Genomic DNA, 18,737 nt, shown 5'->3' with positions numbered 1-18,737 from the left:
AAATCTGAAATAGAAAAAATCAATCAAAGAGTTAAGGAGTACCTTTGAAAAAAATGATATTCATAAAAAATTAGAAAAGAATAATCAAAAAATATTAGAAGCTAATTTTTGGCAAGATAAAGCAAATTCTCAGAAAGTTATTAAAGAAAAAAAATTATATGAAGAATTAATAAATTCATATGAAAATTCATCTAAATCAATAATTGATCTTGATGAATTGAACGAACTTGCTTTAGAAGAAAAAAATCAATCTGTCATAAACGAAGTTCTTGAGAGTATTAAAAATTTAAAAAAATTAGCTAAAAAAAATGAAACTAAATGTTTTTTGTCAAATGAAACTGACAGTTTAGATTGCTATATAGAAATTCATGCCGGTGCTGGTGGAACAGAGAGCCAGGATTGGGCAGAAATGTTAAGAAGAATGTATTTAAAATGGTCAGATATTAAGAATTTTAAATCAGAATTAATTAGTGAACATAAGGGAGAGGAAGCAGGCATAAAATCATCAACTATTAAAATTGAGGGTGATTATGTTTTTGGATGGTTAAAAGCTGAGTCAGGAATTCATAGGTTGGTTAGAATATCTCCTTTTGATTCTGGAGCTAGACGACATACTAGTTTTGCAAGTATCTGGATTTATCCAATCGTAGATGAAAATATTGAAATAGAAATTAATGAAAAAGATTTACGTATTGACACCTATCGATCAAGTGGAGCAGGAGGGCAGCATGTGAATACTACAGATAGTGCGGTAAGAATAACCCATCTACCTTCTAAAATAGTAGTTCAATGTCAAAATGAAAGATCACAACATAAAAATAAAGATACCTGTATGAATATGCTTAAGGCAAGACTATATGATTTTGAATTAAAAAAAAAAGAACAAGAAAGCCAAACAGTAGAGTCTTCCAAGTCAGAAATTGGTTGGGGTCATCAAATTAGATCTTATGTACTTCACCCGTACAGAATGGTAAAAGATAACAGAACTAACTTTGAAAGCTCAAACCCTGATAAAATCTTAGATGGCGAGATTGATGATTTTTTAGAAAGTTCGTTATATAAAGTGAAATAATGAAAAGAATAGTTAAAATTCTTGTAATATTAATAATAACGCTTGCAACAATTGTTATTTACTTGAGCCTCTATGGAGTAAAAACTGACAAGTTTAATAAAGAAATTATAAAGAATGTTTCAAAAATTAATAAAAAAATTAACCTTTCATTAAATGAGGTTAATTATCTATTAAACCCACTGAATTTTAGTATTAATATTTCAACAAAAAACCCTAAAATATTATTGGAAGATAAAAGTCTATATTTAAAAGACATTACTAGCAATATTTCATTAAAATCTTTTATAAGTAATCAGTTTTCTATTGATGATTTAAAAATTTCAACAAAAGAAATTAAAATCAAAGATTTAATCTCATTAACAAGAGCAGTTGAAGGCTCACCACAACTTTTTGTTTTAGATAACATCACTAAAGAGGGATTAATTTCTACAGATATAGATCTTAAATTTGATATAGATGGAGAAATAAAAAACAACTATCAAATAACTGGGACTGTCAAAAAAGCAAAATTTAATATTTTTAACAAGGTTGAAATTGATGATTTAAACCTTTCATTTAATATAAGCAACAATCAGCTAACATTAAAAATGATAGAAACAAATTTTAATAGTATAAAATTAAAATCGCCCTTAATCAAAATTGAAAAAAAGAAAGATATATTTTTTGTTGATGGAGAGGTGGCAAATGAAGAAAAAAATTTTGATATAAACAAATTAAAACCTATATTTGGTGATTTACTAAATAATATAGAGATAGAAAAAATTGACTTTAATTCTATAAATATTTTTTCTTTCAATGTTAACAAAAAATTAAAATTAAAAGATTTAAAACTAGAGACCAACTTAAGCTTAGAAAATTTTCAAATAGTTAAAAATCCCCTTAATTTAAAAACTTTTTTACCTAATTATACAGAGCAAATTAAATTTATAGATCATAAAATTAAAATTAAATTAATAAAAGGTATATTTGATATTAGGGGAGATGGAGATATCTATATTGGTGACAAGTCTGAACAATTATCTTACAGTGTTATTAAAGATGATGGAAAGATAACATTTGATACAAACCTTAATATTAAAAATAATCCATTAATAATAAATTTTTTAGATTATAAGAGGAAAAAGGGAAACAATTCAGAAATTTTATTAAAAGGTATTTACAAAAAAAATAAAGAATTGATATTAAAAGATATTTCTATAACAGAAAAAAATAATCAAATTTTAATTAAAGATTTATTGTTTAGTAAAAATTTTAAAGTTAAAGATTTAAGTTACATTAAACTTAATTATCGAAATAAAAATGATCTTCTTAACAATTTAGAGCTAAAAAAAAATAAATCTAATTTTTCCATAAATGGTAAAAGTTTTGATGCAACACAGTTAATTAACAACAGCATGAGTAATGATGAAAGTACTTCAATTTTTGAAAATTTTAATTCTAAATTTGATATTAAAATAGACACAACTTTTATAAATAAAAACGATTATACTAAAAACTTAGCTGGATACTTCACTTTTAAAAATAATAAATTAGATAAATTAAATCTAGCATCTACTTTTTCTAACAATAAAAAAATGAACTTATCTATTGAAACTAATAACCAAAATGAAACTGTTACAAAATTCTCTTCAGACTATCCAAAACCTTTAATTAAAAGATATGATTTCATTAAAGGATTTGAAGAAGGTTATCTAAATTTTAATTCTATAAAAAAAGATGGTGTTTCTAATTCTGTATTAATTATTGATAACTTTAAAGTTAAAGAGGTACCTGTTTTTGCTAAGCTTTTAAGCCTAGCGTCACTTCAAGGTATTGCAGATCTTTTAACGGGTGAGGGAATAAGATTTACCGATTTTGAAATGAGATATTCAAGTCAAAAAGGTCTTACTAATATTGAAGAAATGTATGCAATTGGACCTGCTATTTCTATATTAATGGATGGCTATATTGAATCAAAGAAATTGGTTAGCTTGAGAGGAACATTGGTTCCAGCAACAACTATAAATAGATCTATAGCCTCAATTCCACTACTGGGTAAAATACTAATAGGAGAAAAAACAGGTGAAGGTGTTTTTGGTGTAAGTTTTAAAATAAAAGGACCTCCAAAGAATTTATCCACAACAGTTAATCCAATTAAAACTCTAACACCTAGATTTATAACAAGAACTTTAGAAAAAATTAAAAAGAACTAAATTAACTCAACTTTAATATGTTTTTTTTTACCAAGTGAAAGTTTAATTAAACTACTCTTAAATAAATCTTTAGTAATTAAAAACTTTTCATCAGAAATAGCCTGACCATTTATTTTAATTCCATTCCCTTTAATTAATCTTCGAATTTCACTTTTAGAACTTTCTAATTTTGATAAAATTACCAAATCTAGAATACTTATATTATCATCTAACATTTTTTTATTAATTTGAGTGGTTGGCAGGTTATCCCCTAACGAATTTTCAGAAAATGTTCGTTTGGCTGTTTCTTGGCATTTACTTGCCTCATCTTCTCCATGCAACATAGAAGTAGCTTTGTTGGCAAGTAAAATTTTTAGCTCATTAATATTATCATTTTTAATATTTTCAATTTCATCAACATTAATATCTGTAAAAATTTTTAAAAACTTTAAGACATCTCGATCATCAATATTTCTCCAAAATTGCCAGTAGTCATATGATGAAAGAAATTTTTTATCTAGCCAAACAGCTCCAGATTCAGTTTTACCCATTTTTGCACCTGATGCCAATGTAATAAGAGGTGTCGTTAAACCGTAAACATGATTATTTGAATATCTTTTTATAAGATCAACTCCATTAACAATATTACCCCATTGATCAGAGCCACCAATTTGAAGCATACATTTTTCTTTTTTGTTTAATTCTAAAAAATCGTATGCTTGTAAAATCATATAGTTAAATTCCATATAACTTAATGACTGCTCTCTCTCTAATCTAATTTTGACACTATCAAAACTCAACATTTTGTTAATTGTAAAATGTTTTCCAACATCTCTTAGAAAAGAAATATAATTTAAATTTTTAAGCCACGAGTAGTTATTAACAAATATAGGTTTTGTCTCTGGATCTTTATCATCTAAAAAATTTTTTAGAATTTTTTCAATATTATTTATATTTTTTTCTATTTCTTTTTCAGATAAAATTGTCCTAGTTTTATCTTTTCCAGATGGATCACCTATTCTAGTAGTACCCCCTCCTAATAAAACAATTGGTTGGTGGCCATGTTTTTGGAGCAATCTAAGACACATAATTTGAAGTAAGCTACCAACGTGAAGACTTTCAGCTGTACAATCAAAACCAATATAAGCTCTGATTTTTTCTTTATCTAATAATTGAGATAGATTTTCTTCACCTGTACACTGGTAAAAGAAACCACGATCTTTAAATTCTTTTAAAAATTTATTCATAAATATGCTATCTAGAATATACAATATTTACTTTAAAAATAAGAATGGAAAAATTTTATACTTCTTTAGGGTTAATGAGTGGCACATCTATGGATGGGGTTGATGCATCAATTATTAAATCAGATGGTGAAAGTAACTATGAGCCTATATTTGATAAATATTTTGAGTATGATGCGGTAATTTATTCAAACTTACTAAATCTCAGAGATAAAATAAATTCAATAAAAGATATAAAAGCTAATTCTTATCAAATTAACGAGCTCGAGAGAAAAATTACCTTATTTCATGCAAAAATTAGCAAAGAAATTATAAAGAATGCAGGAGTAGATGTAGATATAGTTGGGTTTCACGGTCAAACAATTTTTCACAATGCTCAGGAAAAAATATCAAAACAAATAGGAGATGGCAATTTACTATCAAGTCTTTTAAAAAAAAATGTAGTTTATAACTTTAGAGAAAATGACATTCATAATGGAGGCCAAGGAGCTCCATTAGCTCCAATCTTTCACAACTTACTTATAAACCAGAATAAAATAGAGAAACCTGCTTGTGTTTTAAACATAGGAGGTATCGCAAATATTACTCTTGTTATCTCAAAAAATAATGAAGATTTAAAAAGTTTTGATGTAGGTCCTGGTAATTGTCTTTTAGATGAATGGGTTAGAAGACACACACAAATGAAATATGATGAAAATGGAAAAGCATCAAATATAGGAAAAACAAGTGAAGTTATTCTAAATCAAGCGATTGATAATTTTGACAATATAAGTAATCAAAAAAAACTTTCATTTGATATAAAAGATTTTGATTTAAGTTTTGTAAAAGGTCTCACATATGAGGATGGCTTATCTACATTAGTAGATTTTACAGCAATAATAATTTATCAATCAATTTTAAAATCAATCAACAGTGAAGAAAATAAAAAGTTATTAATAATAGTTTGTGGTGGTGGAAGAAAAAATCTTTCATTAATGGAGAGTATAAGAAAAAGACTACCAAAAAATATTTGTTTAAAAATAATTGATGATTATAAGATTGATGGTGATTTCATCGAGTCCCAAGCTTTTGCTTATCTTGCAATTAGGTCTGCACTTAAAAAAGTAATTTCATTCCCCAATACTACAAATGTCAAAAAACCGTCAATAGGTGGAGTTTTAGTTAAAAACTATTAAGATTAAAATAAAGCAGATTCTTTTTTGATATATTTATCTAAACATTTTACTAATACGTCTTCTGTTTTAGTAAAAAAATGATTAGCATCATTTATAGCCTGAAAGTCAACTTTAATACCTTTTTGGGCACTCAATCTTTTATCTAGATCTGTAATATGTTCTAAGGGAACTAACTCATCCTTTTTTCCATAAATCATTAAACCTGAAGTAGGACATGGAGATAAGAATGAAAAGTCATAAACATTTGGTTGTGGCGAAATTGCAATAAATCTATTTATTTCTGGTCTTCTCATTAACAATTGCATTGCAATTAAAGACCCAAAAGAAAATCCTGAAACCCAACATTGTGAGTTATCAAAATTTTCACGTTCTAACCAATCTAGGGCTGCAGCAGCATCAGCTAGTTCACCTTGACCATTATCAAACTCACCATCACTTTTTCCAACACCTCTAAAATTTACTCTACATACAGAAAATCCATTTTCCATAAAAGTATGAAATGTATCAACTACAACTTTATTATTCATTGTTCCTCCATATTGAGGATGAGGTTGTAATACTAACGCTATTGGTGATGTAATTTTTTCACTTTTGTAATACTTGGCCTCCATTCTTCCAGCAGGCCCAGGTATAAAAACTTCAACTATTTTATTGTCCATAAATGATATTGATTATTATTCTCAAAAAAAAATACACATATCATAACTAAGCGACAATATGTTATCTTTTTTATGTATTGTATACTTGACTAATTTAGTCAGGTTTGTATAAAAAGCCCACTTAAATAAGGATAATATGAAATTAACTTCAAAAGGTAGATACGCAGTAATGGCTTTAGCTGATCTTGCTAAGTTCAATAGTGTTAATCCAGTATCTTTAAGAGATATATCGTTAAGACAAGGTATTTCTTTGGATTTTTTAGAACAAATTTTTTCTAAGTTAAAAAAATATAATATCGTAAAAAGTATTAGGGGTACCAATGGAGGTTATATCTTAAACAAAGAACCAGAAGAAATTAAATTAGCTAACATACTTAGTGCCGTAGATGAAGAAGTTAAAACTGTTCAATGCAAGAAGGAATCTAAAAAAGGATGCAATAGTAAGACTACGAAATGTATCACTCATAATTTATGGGACGAACTTGAAGTTCATATCAATCATTTTTTCGAACAAAAAAATTTAAAAGATCTTATAAGCAATTCTTCAGAAAGTAGAAATTAAAATGGATGCAAGAGAAAAAGAAATAGAAAAATTAAAAGATTATAAATATGGATTTTCAACTGATATTGAAAATACTAGAGCACCCAAGGGTTTAAATGAAGAAGTAATTAAGTTTATTTCAAATATTAAAAAAGAACCACAATGGATGCTTGATTGGAGATTGAAAGCCTTTGAAAGATTAAAGCAATTAAAAGAACCTAATTGGCAAAAACCTAAATATCCCAAAATAGATTATCAAGATCTTTATTATTATTCAGCACCGAAAAGCATGGATGACAAACCAAAAAGTTTAGACGAGTTAGATCCAAAATTATTAGAAACTTATAATAAACTTGGAATACCTCTTCAAGAACAAGCAAGACTTAATGGAATAGCAGTTGATGCTGTATTTGATTCAGTTTCTGTTGCAACCACATTTAAGGGTGAACTAAATAAAAAAGGAATTATTTTTTGTTCTATGTCTGAAGCTATACAAGATCATCCCGAATTAGTAAAAAAATATTTAGGGTCTGTAATTCCAATATCAGATCATTATTTTGCAACACTTAATTCTGCAGTATTTACTGATGGGTCATTTGTATATATTCCTGAAGGTGTAAGATGCCCGATGGAACTCTCAACTTATTTTAGAATTAATGCTACAGAAACAGGTCAATTTGAAAGAACTTTAATCATTGCAGATAAAGGAAGTTATGTAAGTTATCTAGAAGGGTGCACAGCACCAATGAGAGATGAAAATCAATTACATGCAGCAAATGTAGAATTAGTTGCACTAGATGATGCTGAAATAAAATATTCAACTGTACAAAATTGGTATCCTGGAGACAAAGATGGAAAAGGTGGAATTTATAATTTTGTAACTAAAAGAGGTTTGTGCAAAGGAAAAAATTCAAAAATATCTTGGACACAAGTTGAAACAGGTTCAGCAATTACATGGAAATATCCAAGCTGTATATTGATGGGTGATAATTCTGTAGGAGAGTTTTACTCAATAGCAATAACAAACAATCATCAAAAAGCAGATACAGGTACTAAAATGATTCATTTGGGTAAAAATACAAAAAGCAAAATAATATCAAAAGGTATTTCAGCTGGATTTGCAGATAATACTTATAGAGGCTTAGTGGATATTGCAAAAAATGCTGACAATGCAAGGAATTTTACTCAATGCGACTCTCTTTTGATGGGTAATAAGTGTGGAGCGCATACTGTTCCATACATAAAGAATAAAAATTCTAGCTCAAATATTGAGCATGAAGCAACCACATCTAAAATTAGTGATGAACAACTGTTCTATTGTAATCAAAGAGGTTTAAATCAAGAAGAGGCAGTAAGTTTAATTGTTAATGGTTTTTGTAAAGAGGTTCTGCAACAATTGCCAATGGAATTTGCTGTTGAAGCTCAAAAATTAGTAGGAATTAGTTTAGAAGGGAGTGTTGGTTGATGTTAACAATTAAAGATCTTAAAGCGAATATTGATAATAAAGAAATTTTAAAAGGTTTAAATTTAGAAATTAAACCAGGAGAGGTACATGCAATCATGGGTCCTAATGGATCTGGAAAAAGCACTCTATCAAATGTTCTTTCAGGTAAAAAAGGATACACTGTAACTGGCGAAGTAAAGTATTTTAATGAAAATCTTTTAGATTTAGAAATTGAAGAAAGAGCTCATAAAGGAATATTTTTAGCATTCCAATATCCATTAGAAATACCAGGGGTTAATACCAATATATTCTTAAAAACATCTTTAAATGCAATTAAAAAAGCTAAAGGTGAAAAAGAATTAGATGCTATTGAATTCTTAAAGTTAGTTAAACAAAAAGCTGGAGAATTAAAATTTGATGAAAAAATATTAAGTAGACAATTGAATGTAGGTTTTTCTGGTGGAGAAAAGAAAAAAAATGAAATACTTCAAATGTCTATACTAAATCCTAAGCTGTCTATTTTAGATGAAACAGACTCAGGACTTGATATTGATGCTTTAAAAATAGTATCTGAAGGTGTGAATGCATTAAGAAGTAAAGACAGTTCTTTTTTAATTATTACCCACTATCAAAGATTACTTGATTATATTAAACCAGATTTTGTTCATGTTTTAATTGATGGTCAAATTGTTAAATCTGGAGGATCTGAATTGGCAATGGAATTAGAAAGCAAAGGTTACGAAACTCTTAGTTAAATGATTGAACAATTAAAATCAGATTTCAATAAGATGACTGAAAATTTAAAATTTTCTGAAAATAATGTTGAGTTTAGAAAAAAAAATTTAAAAATTTTTATTGATAAAGGCTTTCCAAATAAAAGAATTGAAGATTGGAAATTTTCTGATTTAAATCAAATTATCTCATCTAATATTGAAAATTTAAGTTTTTATGATGATAAGACTTACGAGCCTAAAGATCAAATATCATTAATTAATAAGTTCGAACATAATAAGATTATTTTTATTAATGGAGTTATTTCAAAAGTAGACATCAAGTATGAGGATGACACTAAAGTTTTAATTAATAATGGTTTAGATTTAAGCAACAATACTAATGAAATTAATCCATTAGTATCCTTAAATCATGCTCTAGCTAGTGCACATATTGGTATTATCGTTAAGGAGAATTATGCATTAAATAAGCCATTAATTTTATACAATATTACTACTGAGGATGTTAATTCAACAGCACTCAATTTAAGAACAGATATTAAGTTAGAAAAAAATAGTAGCTTGAAATTAGTTACTATATTTGATGATCACTCTCAAAATAATTTCATTAATATTAATCAAAATTTTGATATTGCTCAAGATGCAATCCTTAAAAGCTATAAAATTGATCATAAAACTAATTCTAATATTAAATATTTTTATAATAATATTAATCTTGAAAAAAATAGTATCTCTGAAAATTTTATTTTTTCAACAGGATCTAAATTTATCAAAAATGAAGTAAATTGTAATTTAAATGATCAATACAGTTCAGCATTTATTAATGGTGTGATAAATTTAAAAAACTCACAACATCATGAAATTAAAACAAACATAAATCATTTGGCAGAAAATACAAAAAGCTATCAATTAATCAAAACGGTTTTAAATGATAAATCCAAAGGTATTTATCAAGGTAAAATTTTTGTTGATCAAAAAGCACAGAAAACAAATGGGTACCAACTAAGTAAAGCTTTACTTTTAAATGAAAATACAGAATTCGATGGTAAACCTGAACTTGAAATTTATGCAGATGATGTAAAATGCTCGCATGGATCAACTTCGGGTAACTTAGACGAAGACTCAATATTTTATCTAATGTCTCGAGGTCTAAGTCATCAGCAATCAAAAGAATTATTGATTAATGGTTTTCTAATGGATGCAGTTGAAACAATTACAGATTTAGAAATCAAAAATTTAATCAAAGATATGATGGGAGTTGCAGAGTGAGTATAGAAAATATTAAAAAAGAATTTCCAATATTTAATAATAAAGTTCATAATAATGATCTTGTATATCTTGATAGTGCTAACTCATCTCAAAAACCACAATCTGTAATTGATAGAGTTAATGATTTTTATACAAATGAATTTTCAAACACAGGTAGAAGCGTTCATTACTTAGCAGTAGCTGCAACTAATCTTTATGAAAATACAAGATCTTCTGTTCAAAAATATATTAACGCTAAAGATAAAAATGAAATTGTATTTACAAAAGGTGCAACTGAGGCAATTAATCTTGTAGCTAATACCTATGGTCAAAAATTTTTAAAAGAAGGTGATGAAATACTTATAACAGAACTTGAACATCATTCTAATTACGTACCTTGGCATTTTTTGAGGCAATCTAAAGGTATAAAGATTGAGTTTGCTGAAATTAATGATGATGGAGAAATTACTTTAGAAAGTATTGAAAAAAAAATTACATCAAAAACAAAATTAATTGCTATTACACACTTATCAAATGTAACAGGATCAGTTTTACCAGTTAAAGAAATAACAGAATTTGCTCATTCAAAAGGTATTGCGGTTTTAGTTGATGGATGCCAAGGTGCTCCTCATTTAAAACTTGATATGCAAGACATAGACTGTGATTTTTATGCTATTTCTTGCCACAAAATGTATGGGCCTACTGGTCTTGGTGTTTTATATGCAAAGAAAAAGTGGCTAGAGGAATTACCACCCTATCAAGGTGGTGGTGGAATGATTCAAGATGTAAAAAAAGATAGCATTTCATATGGTGATTTACCTAATAAATATGAAGCTGGAACAATGGCTACAGCACAAGTTATAGCATTTGATCAATCTATAAAATTTTTAGAAAAAATCGGAATTGAAAACATGATTAAACATGAGCAAGAATTAATCCAGTATGGTCAAGAAATTTTAAGAAAAAATAATTCAGTTAAATTAATTGGTAACCCAAAACATAGGTCAGCAGTCTTATCTTTTACTATAGAAGGTGTTCATCCACATGACATAGCTACAATATTGGATGAAGATGGTGTTGCTATTAGAGCAGGTCATCATTGTTGTCAAATCCTACATGACAAATTAGGAATACCGGCAAGTGCACGTGCTTCATTAGGTGTTTACAATACAAAAGATGATTTAGATCAACTTAATAATTCTATCAATAACTGTAAGAAAATTTTTAACCTCTAATGAATATAAAAGAACTTTATCAAGAAATAATTTTAGAGCATGGTAAAAATCCACGCAACTTAAGAAAAACTGAAAATTTTAATAAAGATGCAATGGGTAAGAATCCATTATGTGGTGATAATGTACATGTATTTTTAAAACTTGATGAGAATAAAAAAGTAGAAGATATTTCATTTGAAGGTAGTGGCTGTGCAATTTCAATGGCCTCAGCATCAATTATGACTGATTTAATTAAAGGCAAAGAAGAGGTAGAAGTTAAAGAAATTGTAAATGACTTCTTAGGTATGATTAAGGAGAATCCTGAATTAAAATCAAAAAACCTAGAAGAAGATGAAAAAACTAAATTAATGTGCTTGTCTGGAGTAAAACAATATCCAATGAGAGTAAAATGTGCGACTTTATCATGGCATACTTTAATTTCTGCAATTGACAATACTCAAGAAGAAATTAATACTGAAAAATTAGATTAAATTATGGATTTAAGAGAACAAGTAATAGCTGAAATTAGAAAAATTTATGACCCAGAGATACCGGTCAATATTTATGAATTAGGTTTAATTTATGATGTTAAGGTAAACGAGTCTAAAGCTAAAATAATAATGACCTTGACTACACCAAATTGTCCTGTTGCAGAAAGTTTACCTCAGGAAGTTAAGGATAGTGCAATGCAAGTAGAAGGCATTGAAGAAGTTGATCTAGATTTAGTTTTTGAACCGCCTTGGGAAAAATCAATGATGTCGGAAGCTGCTAAATTGGAGTTAAATCTATAATGAGTCCTATCATTAAATTAAGTGATAATGCTGCAAGTCGTATTAAAGAAATTATGTCTGGAGTAGAGTCGAATTCAATTGGCGTTAGAGTTGCAGTTAAGTCTGGTGGTTGTGCTGGCATGTCTTATGTAATGGAATATGCAAAAGAAATAAATCCTTCAGACGAAATAATTGAAGACAAAGGTGTTAAGGTTTTTGTTGATGCTGCAGCTGTTATGTACTTATTAGGCACTGAAATGGACTATAAAAAAGAGGAATTTTCATCATCATTTGTATTCAATAACCCCAATGAATCTGAACGTTGTGGTTGTGGTGAGTCATTTAAAGTATAACATTACTTAAACGCATATCAGTATTGCAAATATCACATATCTGTGGTATTAAATAGTTATGAATAAATTTGAATTTAAAAATCTTGTTAAATCTTTAGAAAAGTCACTTAAAGAAAGAACTTTTTTCAAGACTCTTAGAAAAGAAGTAAACACTGGTGCTAATGGCACACAGGATTACGTTGTTAAAAAAGGAATTAACAAAGATACAATCGCAACAACTAGACAGTAATTAGTCTTAGCTGCTGTAATACATCTCAAACTCTACAGGATGAGGTGCGTGTTCAAATCTATGTATCTCTTCAAATTTTAATGCAATGTAAGCATCAATTTGATCGTCAGTAAATACACCACCTTCAGTTAAAAATTCTCTATCTTTATCTAAACTTTCCATTGCTTCTCTTAAGGATCCACAAACAGTCGGAATGTTTTTAACTTCTTCTGGAGGTAATTCATAAAGATCTTTATCAAAAGATTCGCCTGGATGTATTTTATTTTTAATTCCATCTAAACCAGCCATAAGCATAGCAGCAAAAGTTAAATATGGATTTCCTGAAGCATCAGGAAATCTTATTTCACATCTTGCACCATTTTTACTTAATGAAATTGGTATACGACATGAAGCAGATCTATTTCTTGCAGAGTAAGCAAGTAGAACAGGGGCTTCAAAACCTGGAATTAATCTTTTGTAACTATTTGTTGTAGCATTTGAAAAAGCATTAATTGCTTTTGCATGTTTCAAAATACCACCAATATAGTGAAGTGCTGTTTCAGATAACCCTGCATAAGCATCACCAGAAAAAACTGGTTTGTCGTCTTTCCAAATTGATTGATGAATGTGCATACCTGAACCGTTATCTCCTGCAATCGGCTTTGGCATAAAAGTTGCTGTTTTTCCAAATGAATGTGTAACCATTTGAACTACATATTTATATAATTGAACATTATCAGCTTGATCAACAAGTGTTCCAAAGTACATACCAAGTTCATGTTGACTTGGTGCTACTTCATGGTGATGTTTTTCAACTTTAATACCTACCTCTTTTAAACTTTTTAAGTATTCACCTCTCATATCTTGTTCACTATCAACTGGAGGGACTGGAAAGTAACCACCTTTTACTGGAGGTCTATGACCCATATTTCCATTTGCATACTCTGTTCCAGAATTATAAGGACCTTCTTTACTATCTATTTTAAAACCAGTGTTGTTTGGATCATTATTAATTCTAACATCATCAAAAACAAAAAATTCAGGTTCAGGACCAAAAAAAGCTTTATCACCAATGCCAGATTTTTTTAAATATGCTTCTGCCTTTTTAGCTGTTCCTCTTGGGTCTCTCTCATAAGGAGATCTTTTAACAGCATCTAAAATATCACAAAAAAGGATTAGAGTATTATGAGATGTAAAAGGGTCCATAATCATTCTAGAAGTATCAGGTATTAAAATCATGTCAGACTCGTTAATTGCCTTCCAACCAGCAATAGATGAACCATCAAAAAATACACCTTCATTTAACATTTCTTCATCAACAATAGTGTGATCCATTGTTAAATGTTGAAGTTTTCCTCGAGGGTCAGTAAACCTTAAATCAACAAATTCAACTTCTTTTTCCTTCATGAATTTTAAAACATTGGCAGCAGTCATAGTTTCTCCTTTTTTAAATTTTGTGGTCAATTAATAACAAATGTTTCTTTAATAATATTGCTTGAATAATAAATATCACCTATGCGTTTTTTACATATGAATTACAACATTATTTGTTAAATTATCAATCAATTATTAGTTGAAATATGAGCTTATTAGATAAAGAACCTGTTAAAAGAGCTGAAAAATTTCTTAAAAACTTTGACCAATCCTTAGAGGTAATAGTTTTAGAAAATTCAGCAAGAACAGCACAGGATGCAGCAACAGCTTTAGCTTGTGATGTAGGTGCAATTGTCAAAAGCTTATTATTTAAAGCGGAAAATACTTTTATATTATGCTTAGTAGCAGGCGATAAGAGGTGTTCATTAAATAAACTAAAAAAAGTTAAAGATAAAAAAGATATTTCAATGGCATCACCAGAAGAAGTTAAGACACAAACGGGCTATACAATAGGGGGTGTATCGCCCGTTGGTCATTTAGAGAAAATTGAAATTATAATAGACAATTCTTTAGAAAGGTTTAATGAATTGTTTGCAGCAGCAGGACATCCAAACTGTGTATTTAAAACAAACTATAACGATATTCAAAAGATTACGAATGGAAAAGTTGAAGATATAATTGAATGAGACAACCTAGATTAATTGATTATACATTATTAGTAATCTTAGCTTTAATATGGGCATCAGCTTTTTTTAATATCAAAATTGCAACTGAATCTTTTGGACCAATTACAATAGCATTCTTGAGAGTTTTTTTCGGATCTATTCCAGTATTGTTATTATGTTTTTACAAAAAAATAAAAATAGAAGCATTTTCTAAAGATTGGTATTGGTTTGCTATAATAGGATTTGTCAATTTGGTATTACCTTTTTTCTTAATAGCTTACGGTGTAAAATCTGTACAAAGTAATTTAGCTGCAATATTAATGTCTACAACACCATTAAGCTCAACTGTATTAGGTCATTTTTACACAAAAAATGAAAAATTTAATGCCCTTAAAACATTTGGAATTTTAATTGGTTTTTCAGGAATTATTTATCTGTTTTCAGATAATATATTAATCAATGACAATAATTTTATTTCTGCGTTATTAATATTACTTGGGTCAACTTGTTATGTTGTTGGTGGTGTTTTAACTCTTAAAATTAGTAAGAAAAAAAATGAAAACGTAACAGGATCTATATTAATTTGGGCTGTTATAATTTTATTACCATTAGTTTGTTTTATTGAAAAACCATGGAACTCAACTCCTAGTATTCAATCTTCAATCTCTGTTGTATATTTAGGAATGGTTTCAACTGGTATCGCTTGGTTGTTAAGGTTTAAAATTTTAAAAGATAATGGGTTAATATTTCAATCACAAGTTTCTTACTTGATACCTATTTTTGGAATTATTTTAAGTTATATATTTTTAGATGAACTAATCACAGACAAAGTTTTAGTTTCATTATTTGCAGTACTAGTTGGACTTTATTTTGTAAAAAAAGCTGGATTAAAAAAGTCATGAATGAAGATGACCTGAGTAAAATCAAAGAGAATTTTGAAGAAATTGATAATTTCTGTGAAGAATGTAAAAAAGAAGATGAAAGTGTTTCTCAAAATTTAATTTTAACAGGATTTAAAACCTGTAACTCTTGTAAACTTTCAAAAACTATATTTCCAATTTAACTAATATTGCTAATGGGTAGAGCATTCATTTTACTCATCACAAATGATATTGAAAGAAAAGCAATTATTAAAAAAGCTAAAAAGACTATTCCAAAAGATTTAAAATTAGACTTTAGATTTAAAACTTGTTTTGTTGAAATGATTAATCCAGCAAATATCCAAAACTGAGTTAAAAATATTATTGGGATCATTAAATCTGGTGTGACAGCAAAAAATCTTAAAAGCCCCGGTGCATGAGCAAACCCAACAGCTGTTAATACTTTTTTAAATGAAACTTTAGTGTCTTTATCTGGAAATAATTTTACACCGATCACATAAATAAATAATCCCCATACAAACCAAGTAAGAATGGCTGTTAAGCCAGACATTGCAATAGCAGTTTTAATAACAGTGTTTGCAGCAACTGCTCCTGCTAACCCGTCTAATATCATGATAAGCCCTGCAAAATATATTGCAGCTTCACCAAAGTTTTTATTATCTTTGTAAAGAGATTTATCTAATTTAATAGACTGAACAACTATATTTAAAAATTGACCAAACATTATTTATTTTTTTTACTATTTTTCTGTGCTTTGTAAGAAACAAATAGTGGAAAGAGTATTAAAGCAATTACTATTATTATGCAAATTACGATTAGGAATGATTTTGTCATTATTAGTGGGGGAGAATTAACCTCCCCCAAATAATTAATTTAACCTTTAACGACTTCTCTTGTGTTTGCGTTAAACGATTCTGTAAATGGAATATCTACTACCACAGCATCAACAGGCGTTCCTGGTGTGTCAGAATATTTAGCGGGTAAGTGAACTTTGTACTTAGTTCCAACTTTACCTTTAGGGAAACCATTAGCATTTAATGTTCCATCAAATGGCACATATCCCATTGCTATATTTTGACCTTTTTCAGGGTGATACCACGGTGATGTGATAAATCCTACAGGATCTCCACTACTCTCAGGGGACACTAACCAAAAGTCAGGAGCATATTCTTCAATTGGTTTTCCACCCAACTCAAGACCTACTAACTGAAGTTTGTAAGGTTTTTGACCAGCCTTAAGATCTGCACCCATTTTCTCTAATGCAGCTTTTCCAACATAGTCAGTTTTTTTATTCCACTCACCTTTGCCAGATAGTGAAACTTGGTAACCAAGGTTACACTGGAAAGGATTGTGTTGATGATCCATATCTTGTCCCCAAGAAAGAATTCCAGCTTGAATTCTTCTGTGGTGAGCAGGGGCGATAACCATTAGGCTATGTTTTTTTCCAGCTTCAAGAACAGCATTCCACATATCATCAGCGTATTTAGTTGCTTCTCTTAAGTAGATTTCATATCCAGCTTCACCTGAGAAACCAGATTGTGAAATAACACAACTTCTGCCACCAACTTTTGCTTCAGCTAAACCATAGAAAGGCATGTTATCTAGATCCACTTGATCTCCAATAAGATCCTTCATTAAAGCTTTTGATTTAGGTCCTTGAATTTGCACTGGGCAAACATCAATTTCCTCAATAGTACAATCAAATCTTCCATCAGCGTTAACACCTTGAAGATACATTCCAATATCAGAGTCCGATAGTGAGAACCAAAATTCATCTTTTGAAATTCTAAGAAGAATAGGATCATTTAAAACACCACCATAAGCATTACATAAAATTACATATCTTGCTCTCATAGGTGAGATTTTAGTTGCATCTCTAGTTATAACGTAGTCAGTAAACTTTTCTGCATCCGGACCTTTAACTCTAATTTGTCTTTCAACAGCAACGTTCCACATTGTAACGTGATTTTTAATTGCCTCATATTCAACCATCGCTCCACCATCTTCGGGTTTTACATATCCTCTTGGGTGATAAATACGATTGTATACAGTTGCTCTCCAACAACCTGCTTGCATTGATAAATGCCAATACGGAGATTTTCTTACTCTTGTTGAAATTAACATTTCAACTTTTGTAGGCCCACTCTGTCTTAAGTTGTATGGTACTTCACGATCTGATTGATCAACTGAAGTTACATGATTTAGTTTAGTATAGTCAAATTCATTAGACATAACCGTTCTCCTTCAACCACTTGTTTGTTTCCTTCAAGCCGCCGAATGTATAAATGTGGAAGTTACCAGTAAACTCTTTCACTTTCCCAATTAATTCATTAGGGTCTTTAGGTTTCAATAAATCTAATGCCTTACTAAAATTAGACTTAAGAAAATTTATAGAATTTTTCGCCCCGACAATATTAGCAAATTTAATTAAGCTAGTTATTTTCATTGGCCCAGTAATTCCTACATGCACTGGTACTGACTGCTTAGAAATGAAATCTACGATAGGTTGACTTTCTAATAACCACTGGGTCACTATATAGTCGGCGTAAGGTTTTTTATCTATCATAGCCTTTTCTAATTCTTTATCAGAAATATCCTGACTTCCCTCTGGATGTCCTGCTATTCCTATTTTAATTCCATCAAAAAATCCTGTTTCTAAAATTTGAATTGAACTATCAAATTTTCCAACTGGCTCTCTACTTCCTCCAATAACTAAAGCTTGTTTAGCACCCACATCTTTACATCTTGCAATGTAATCTTTAAGCTGAGCATCATCCGTAATTGATCTTGCTGGAAAATGTGGAACTGGATTAAATCCTTTTTTAACTAACGCCGCTGTTTGGTTAGCTGTCTCTTTATAGTCTCCTCCTGGGAGCATAGTTACATAAACATCCTTAACGGGAGGCAGTGTATCAAGATCTGTTTGAGGTCCAACCTCAAGTGAAAAATTCATTTTTCCTGATGATTATCTTTTTTGTATATGCTGT

21 protein-coding genes are annotated in these 18,737 nt (G+C 29.1%); 15 read left to right on the top strand and 6 right to left on the bottom strand.

Going from position 1 to position 18,737, the window contains the following annotated elements; translation table 11 throughout:
* Positions 1-22 precede the first annotated feature (22 nt).
* Both prfB and AC5SL3_RS04415 read left to right on the top strand, forming a co-directional pair.
* Entirely contained in the window at positions 23-1,072 is a 1,050-nt protein-coding gene (gene prfB / locus AC5SL3_RS04420) for a peptide chain release factor 2 (protein WP_494578783.1), read from the top strand.
* Positions 1,072-3,264 carry a hypothetical protein gene (locus tag AC5SL3_RS04415; RefSeq protein WP_494577627.1) on the top strand — a complete coding sequence of 731 codons (2,193 nt, stop codon included), beginning with the start codon at positions 1,072-1,074 and terminating at the stop codon, positions 3,262-3,264. Before prfB ends, AC5SL3_RS04415 begins: the two co-directional genes overlap by 1 nt.
* On the opposite strand, the gene tyrS is transcribed toward AC5SL3_RS04415, so the two are convergent.
* The gene (gene tyrS, locus AC5SL3_RS04410) at positions 3,261-4,490 is read right to left on the bottom strand and encodes a tyrosine--tRNA ligase (RefSeq protein WP_494577626.1); all 1,230 of its coding nucleotides are present in this window, start codon (positions 4,488-4,490) and stop codon (positions 3,261-3,263) included. The two genes, AC5SL3_RS04415 and tyrS, sit on opposite strands and share 4 nt — an antisense overlap.
* 44 nt (positions 4,491-4,534) lie before the next feature.
* On the opposite strand from tyrS, the gene AC5SL3_RS04405 reads away from it, so the two are divergent.
* On the top strand, positions 4,535-5,662 hold the full coding sequence (locus AC5SL3_RS04405) for an anhydro-N-acetylmuramic acid kinase (RefSeq protein ID WP_494577625.1): 1,128 nt from the start codon (positions 4,535-4,537) through the stop codon (positions 5,660-5,662).
* A gap of 2 nt (positions 5,663-5,664) precedes the next feature.
* Here AC5SL3_RS04405 and AC5SL3_RS04400 read toward each other — a convergent pair whose 3' ends face one another.
* A complete protein-coding gene (locus AC5SL3_RS04400) occupies positions 5,665-6,321 on the bottom strand; it encodes an alpha/beta hydrolase (protein ID WP_011281905.1) in 657 nt (218 codons plus the stop codon).
* A gap of 136 nt (positions 6,322-6,457) precedes the next feature.
* On the opposite strand from AC5SL3_RS04400, the gene AC5SL3_RS04395 reads away from it, so the two are divergent.
* The 9 genes from AC5SL3_RS04395 to AC5SL3_RS04355 are packed head-to-tail and all read left to right on the top strand — an operon-like array spanning position 6,458 to position 12,851.
* Entirely contained in the window at positions 6,458-6,883 is a 426-nt protein-coding gene (locus AC5SL3_RS04395; RefSeq protein ID WP_006997175.1) for an RrF2 family transcriptional regulator, read from the top strand.
* Position 6,884: 1 nt separating this feature from the next.
* Positions 6,885-8,327, top strand: coding sequence for a Fe-S cluster assembly protein SufB (gene sufB, locus AC5SL3_RS04390; RefSeq protein ID WP_006997174.1), 1,443 nt, complete (start codon positions 6,885-6,887; stop codon positions 8,325-8,327).
* Entirely contained in the window at positions 8,327-9,061 is a 735-nt protein-coding gene (gene sufC / locus AC5SL3_RS04385; protein WP_494577623.1) for a Fe-S cluster assembly ATPase SufC, read from the top strand. Before sufB ends, sufC begins: the two co-directional genes overlap by 1 nt.
* The gene (locus AC5SL3_RS04380) at positions 9,062-10,306 is read left to right on the top strand and encodes a SufB/SufD family protein (protein ID WP_494577622.1); all 1,245 of its coding nucleotides are present in this window, start codon (positions 9,062-9,064) and stop codon (positions 10,304-10,306) included.
* Positions 10,303-11,520, top strand: coding sequence for an aminotransferase class V-fold PLP-dependent enzyme (locus tag AC5SL3_RS04375; protein ID WP_494577620.1), 1,218 nt, complete (start codon positions 10,303-10,305; stop codon positions 11,518-11,520). Before AC5SL3_RS04380 ends, AC5SL3_RS04375 begins: the two co-directional genes overlap by 4 nt.
* Positions 11,520-11,990 (top strand): Fe-S cluster assembly sulfur transfer protein SufU, encoded by a 471-nt coding sequence (gene sufU, locus AC5SL3_RS04370; protein WP_018413975.1) that lies wholly within the window; start codon positions 11,520-11,522, stop codon positions 11,988-11,990. Before AC5SL3_RS04375 ends, sufU begins: the two co-directional genes overlap by 1 nt.
* Before the next feature lie 3 nt (positions 11,991-11,993).
* On the top strand, positions 11,994-12,290 hold the full coding sequence (locus AC5SL3_RS04365) for an iron-sulfur cluster assembly protein (protein ID WP_011281910.1): 297 nt from the start codon (positions 11,994-11,996) through the stop codon (positions 12,288-12,290).
* A complete protein-coding gene (locus AC5SL3_RS04360; RefSeq protein WP_006997168.1) occupies positions 12,290-12,622 on the top strand; it encodes a HesB/IscA family protein in 333 nt (110 codons plus the stop codon). The genes AC5SL3_RS04365 and AC5SL3_RS04360 overlap by 1 nt, the downstream gene beginning before the upstream one ends.
* 58 nt (positions 12,623-12,680) lie before the next feature.
* On the top strand, positions 12,681-12,851 hold the full coding sequence (locus AC5SL3_RS04355) for a hypothetical protein (protein ID WP_006997167.1): 171 nt from the start codon (positions 12,681-12,683) through the stop codon (positions 12,849-12,851).
* 6 nt (positions 12,852-12,857) lie between these two features.
* Here AC5SL3_RS04355 and glnA read toward each other — a convergent pair whose 3' ends face one another.
* A complete protein-coding gene (gene glnA / locus AC5SL3_RS04350; RefSeq protein WP_011281912.1) occupies positions 12,858-14,264 on the bottom strand; it encodes a type I glutamate--ammonia ligase in 1,407 nt (468 codons plus the stop codon).
* 146 nt (positions 14,265-14,410) lie between these two features.
* Here glnA and AC5SL3_RS04345 point away from each other — a divergent pair, with 146 nt between their 5' ends.
* Genes AC5SL3_RS04345 through AC5SL3_RS04335 form a run of 3 tightly spaced genes read left to right on the top strand, consistent with a single transcriptional unit; the run spans position 14,411 to position 15,932 of the window.
* Positions 14,411-14,890 (top strand): YbaK/EbsC family protein, encoded by a 480-nt coding sequence (locus tag AC5SL3_RS04345; RefSeq protein ID WP_271617001.1) that lies wholly within the window; start codon positions 14,411-14,413, stop codon positions 14,888-14,890.
* The gene (locus AC5SL3_RS04340; protein ID WP_271498882.1) at positions 14,887-15,771 is read left to right on the top strand and encodes a DMT family transporter; all 885 of its coding nucleotides are present in this window, start codon (positions 14,887-14,889) and stop codon (positions 15,769-15,771) included. The genes AC5SL3_RS04345 and AC5SL3_RS04340 overlap by 4 nt, the downstream gene beginning before the upstream one ends.
* Positions 15,768-15,932 (top strand): hypothetical protein, encoded by a 165-nt coding sequence (locus tag AC5SL3_RS04335; protein WP_494576323.1) that lies wholly within the window; start codon positions 15,768-15,770, stop codon positions 15,930-15,932. Before AC5SL3_RS04340 ends, AC5SL3_RS04335 begins: the two co-directional genes overlap by 4 nt.
* Here AC5SL3_RS04335 and AC5SL3_RS04330 read toward each other — a convergent pair.
* The 3 genes from AC5SL3_RS04330 to AC5SL3_RS04320 all read right to left on the bottom strand — a co-directional run bounded on the left by AC5SL3_RS04330 (position 15,929) and on the right by AC5SL3_RS04320 (position 18,703).
* A complete protein-coding gene (locus tag AC5SL3_RS04330) occupies positions 15,929-16,474 on the bottom strand; it encodes a hypothetical protein (protein WP_494577618.1) in 546 nt (181 codons plus the stop codon). The genes AC5SL3_RS04335 and AC5SL3_RS04330 overlap by 4 nt on opposite strands.
* A gap of 149 nt (positions 16,475-16,623) precedes the next feature.
* Positions 16,624-17,982 (bottom strand): aminomethyltransferase family protein, encoded by a 1,359-nt coding sequence (locus AC5SL3_RS04325; RefSeq protein ID WP_494577617.1) that lies wholly within the window; start codon positions 17,980-17,982, stop codon positions 16,624-16,626.
* Positions 17,975-18,703 (bottom strand): methylenetetrahydrofolate reductase, encoded by a 729-nt coding sequence (locus AC5SL3_RS04320; RefSeq protein WP_494577615.1) that lies wholly within the window; start codon positions 18,701-18,703, stop codon positions 17,975-17,977. The genes AC5SL3_RS04325 and AC5SL3_RS04320 overlap by 8 nt, the downstream gene beginning before the upstream one ends.
* Between the last annotated feature and the right edge of the window lie 34 nt (positions 18,704-18,737).

Source organism: Candidatus Pelagibacter sp. PS_34 (genome assembly GCF_059417845.1).
This window is presented reverse-complemented; position numbering and strand designations above follow the sequence as displayed.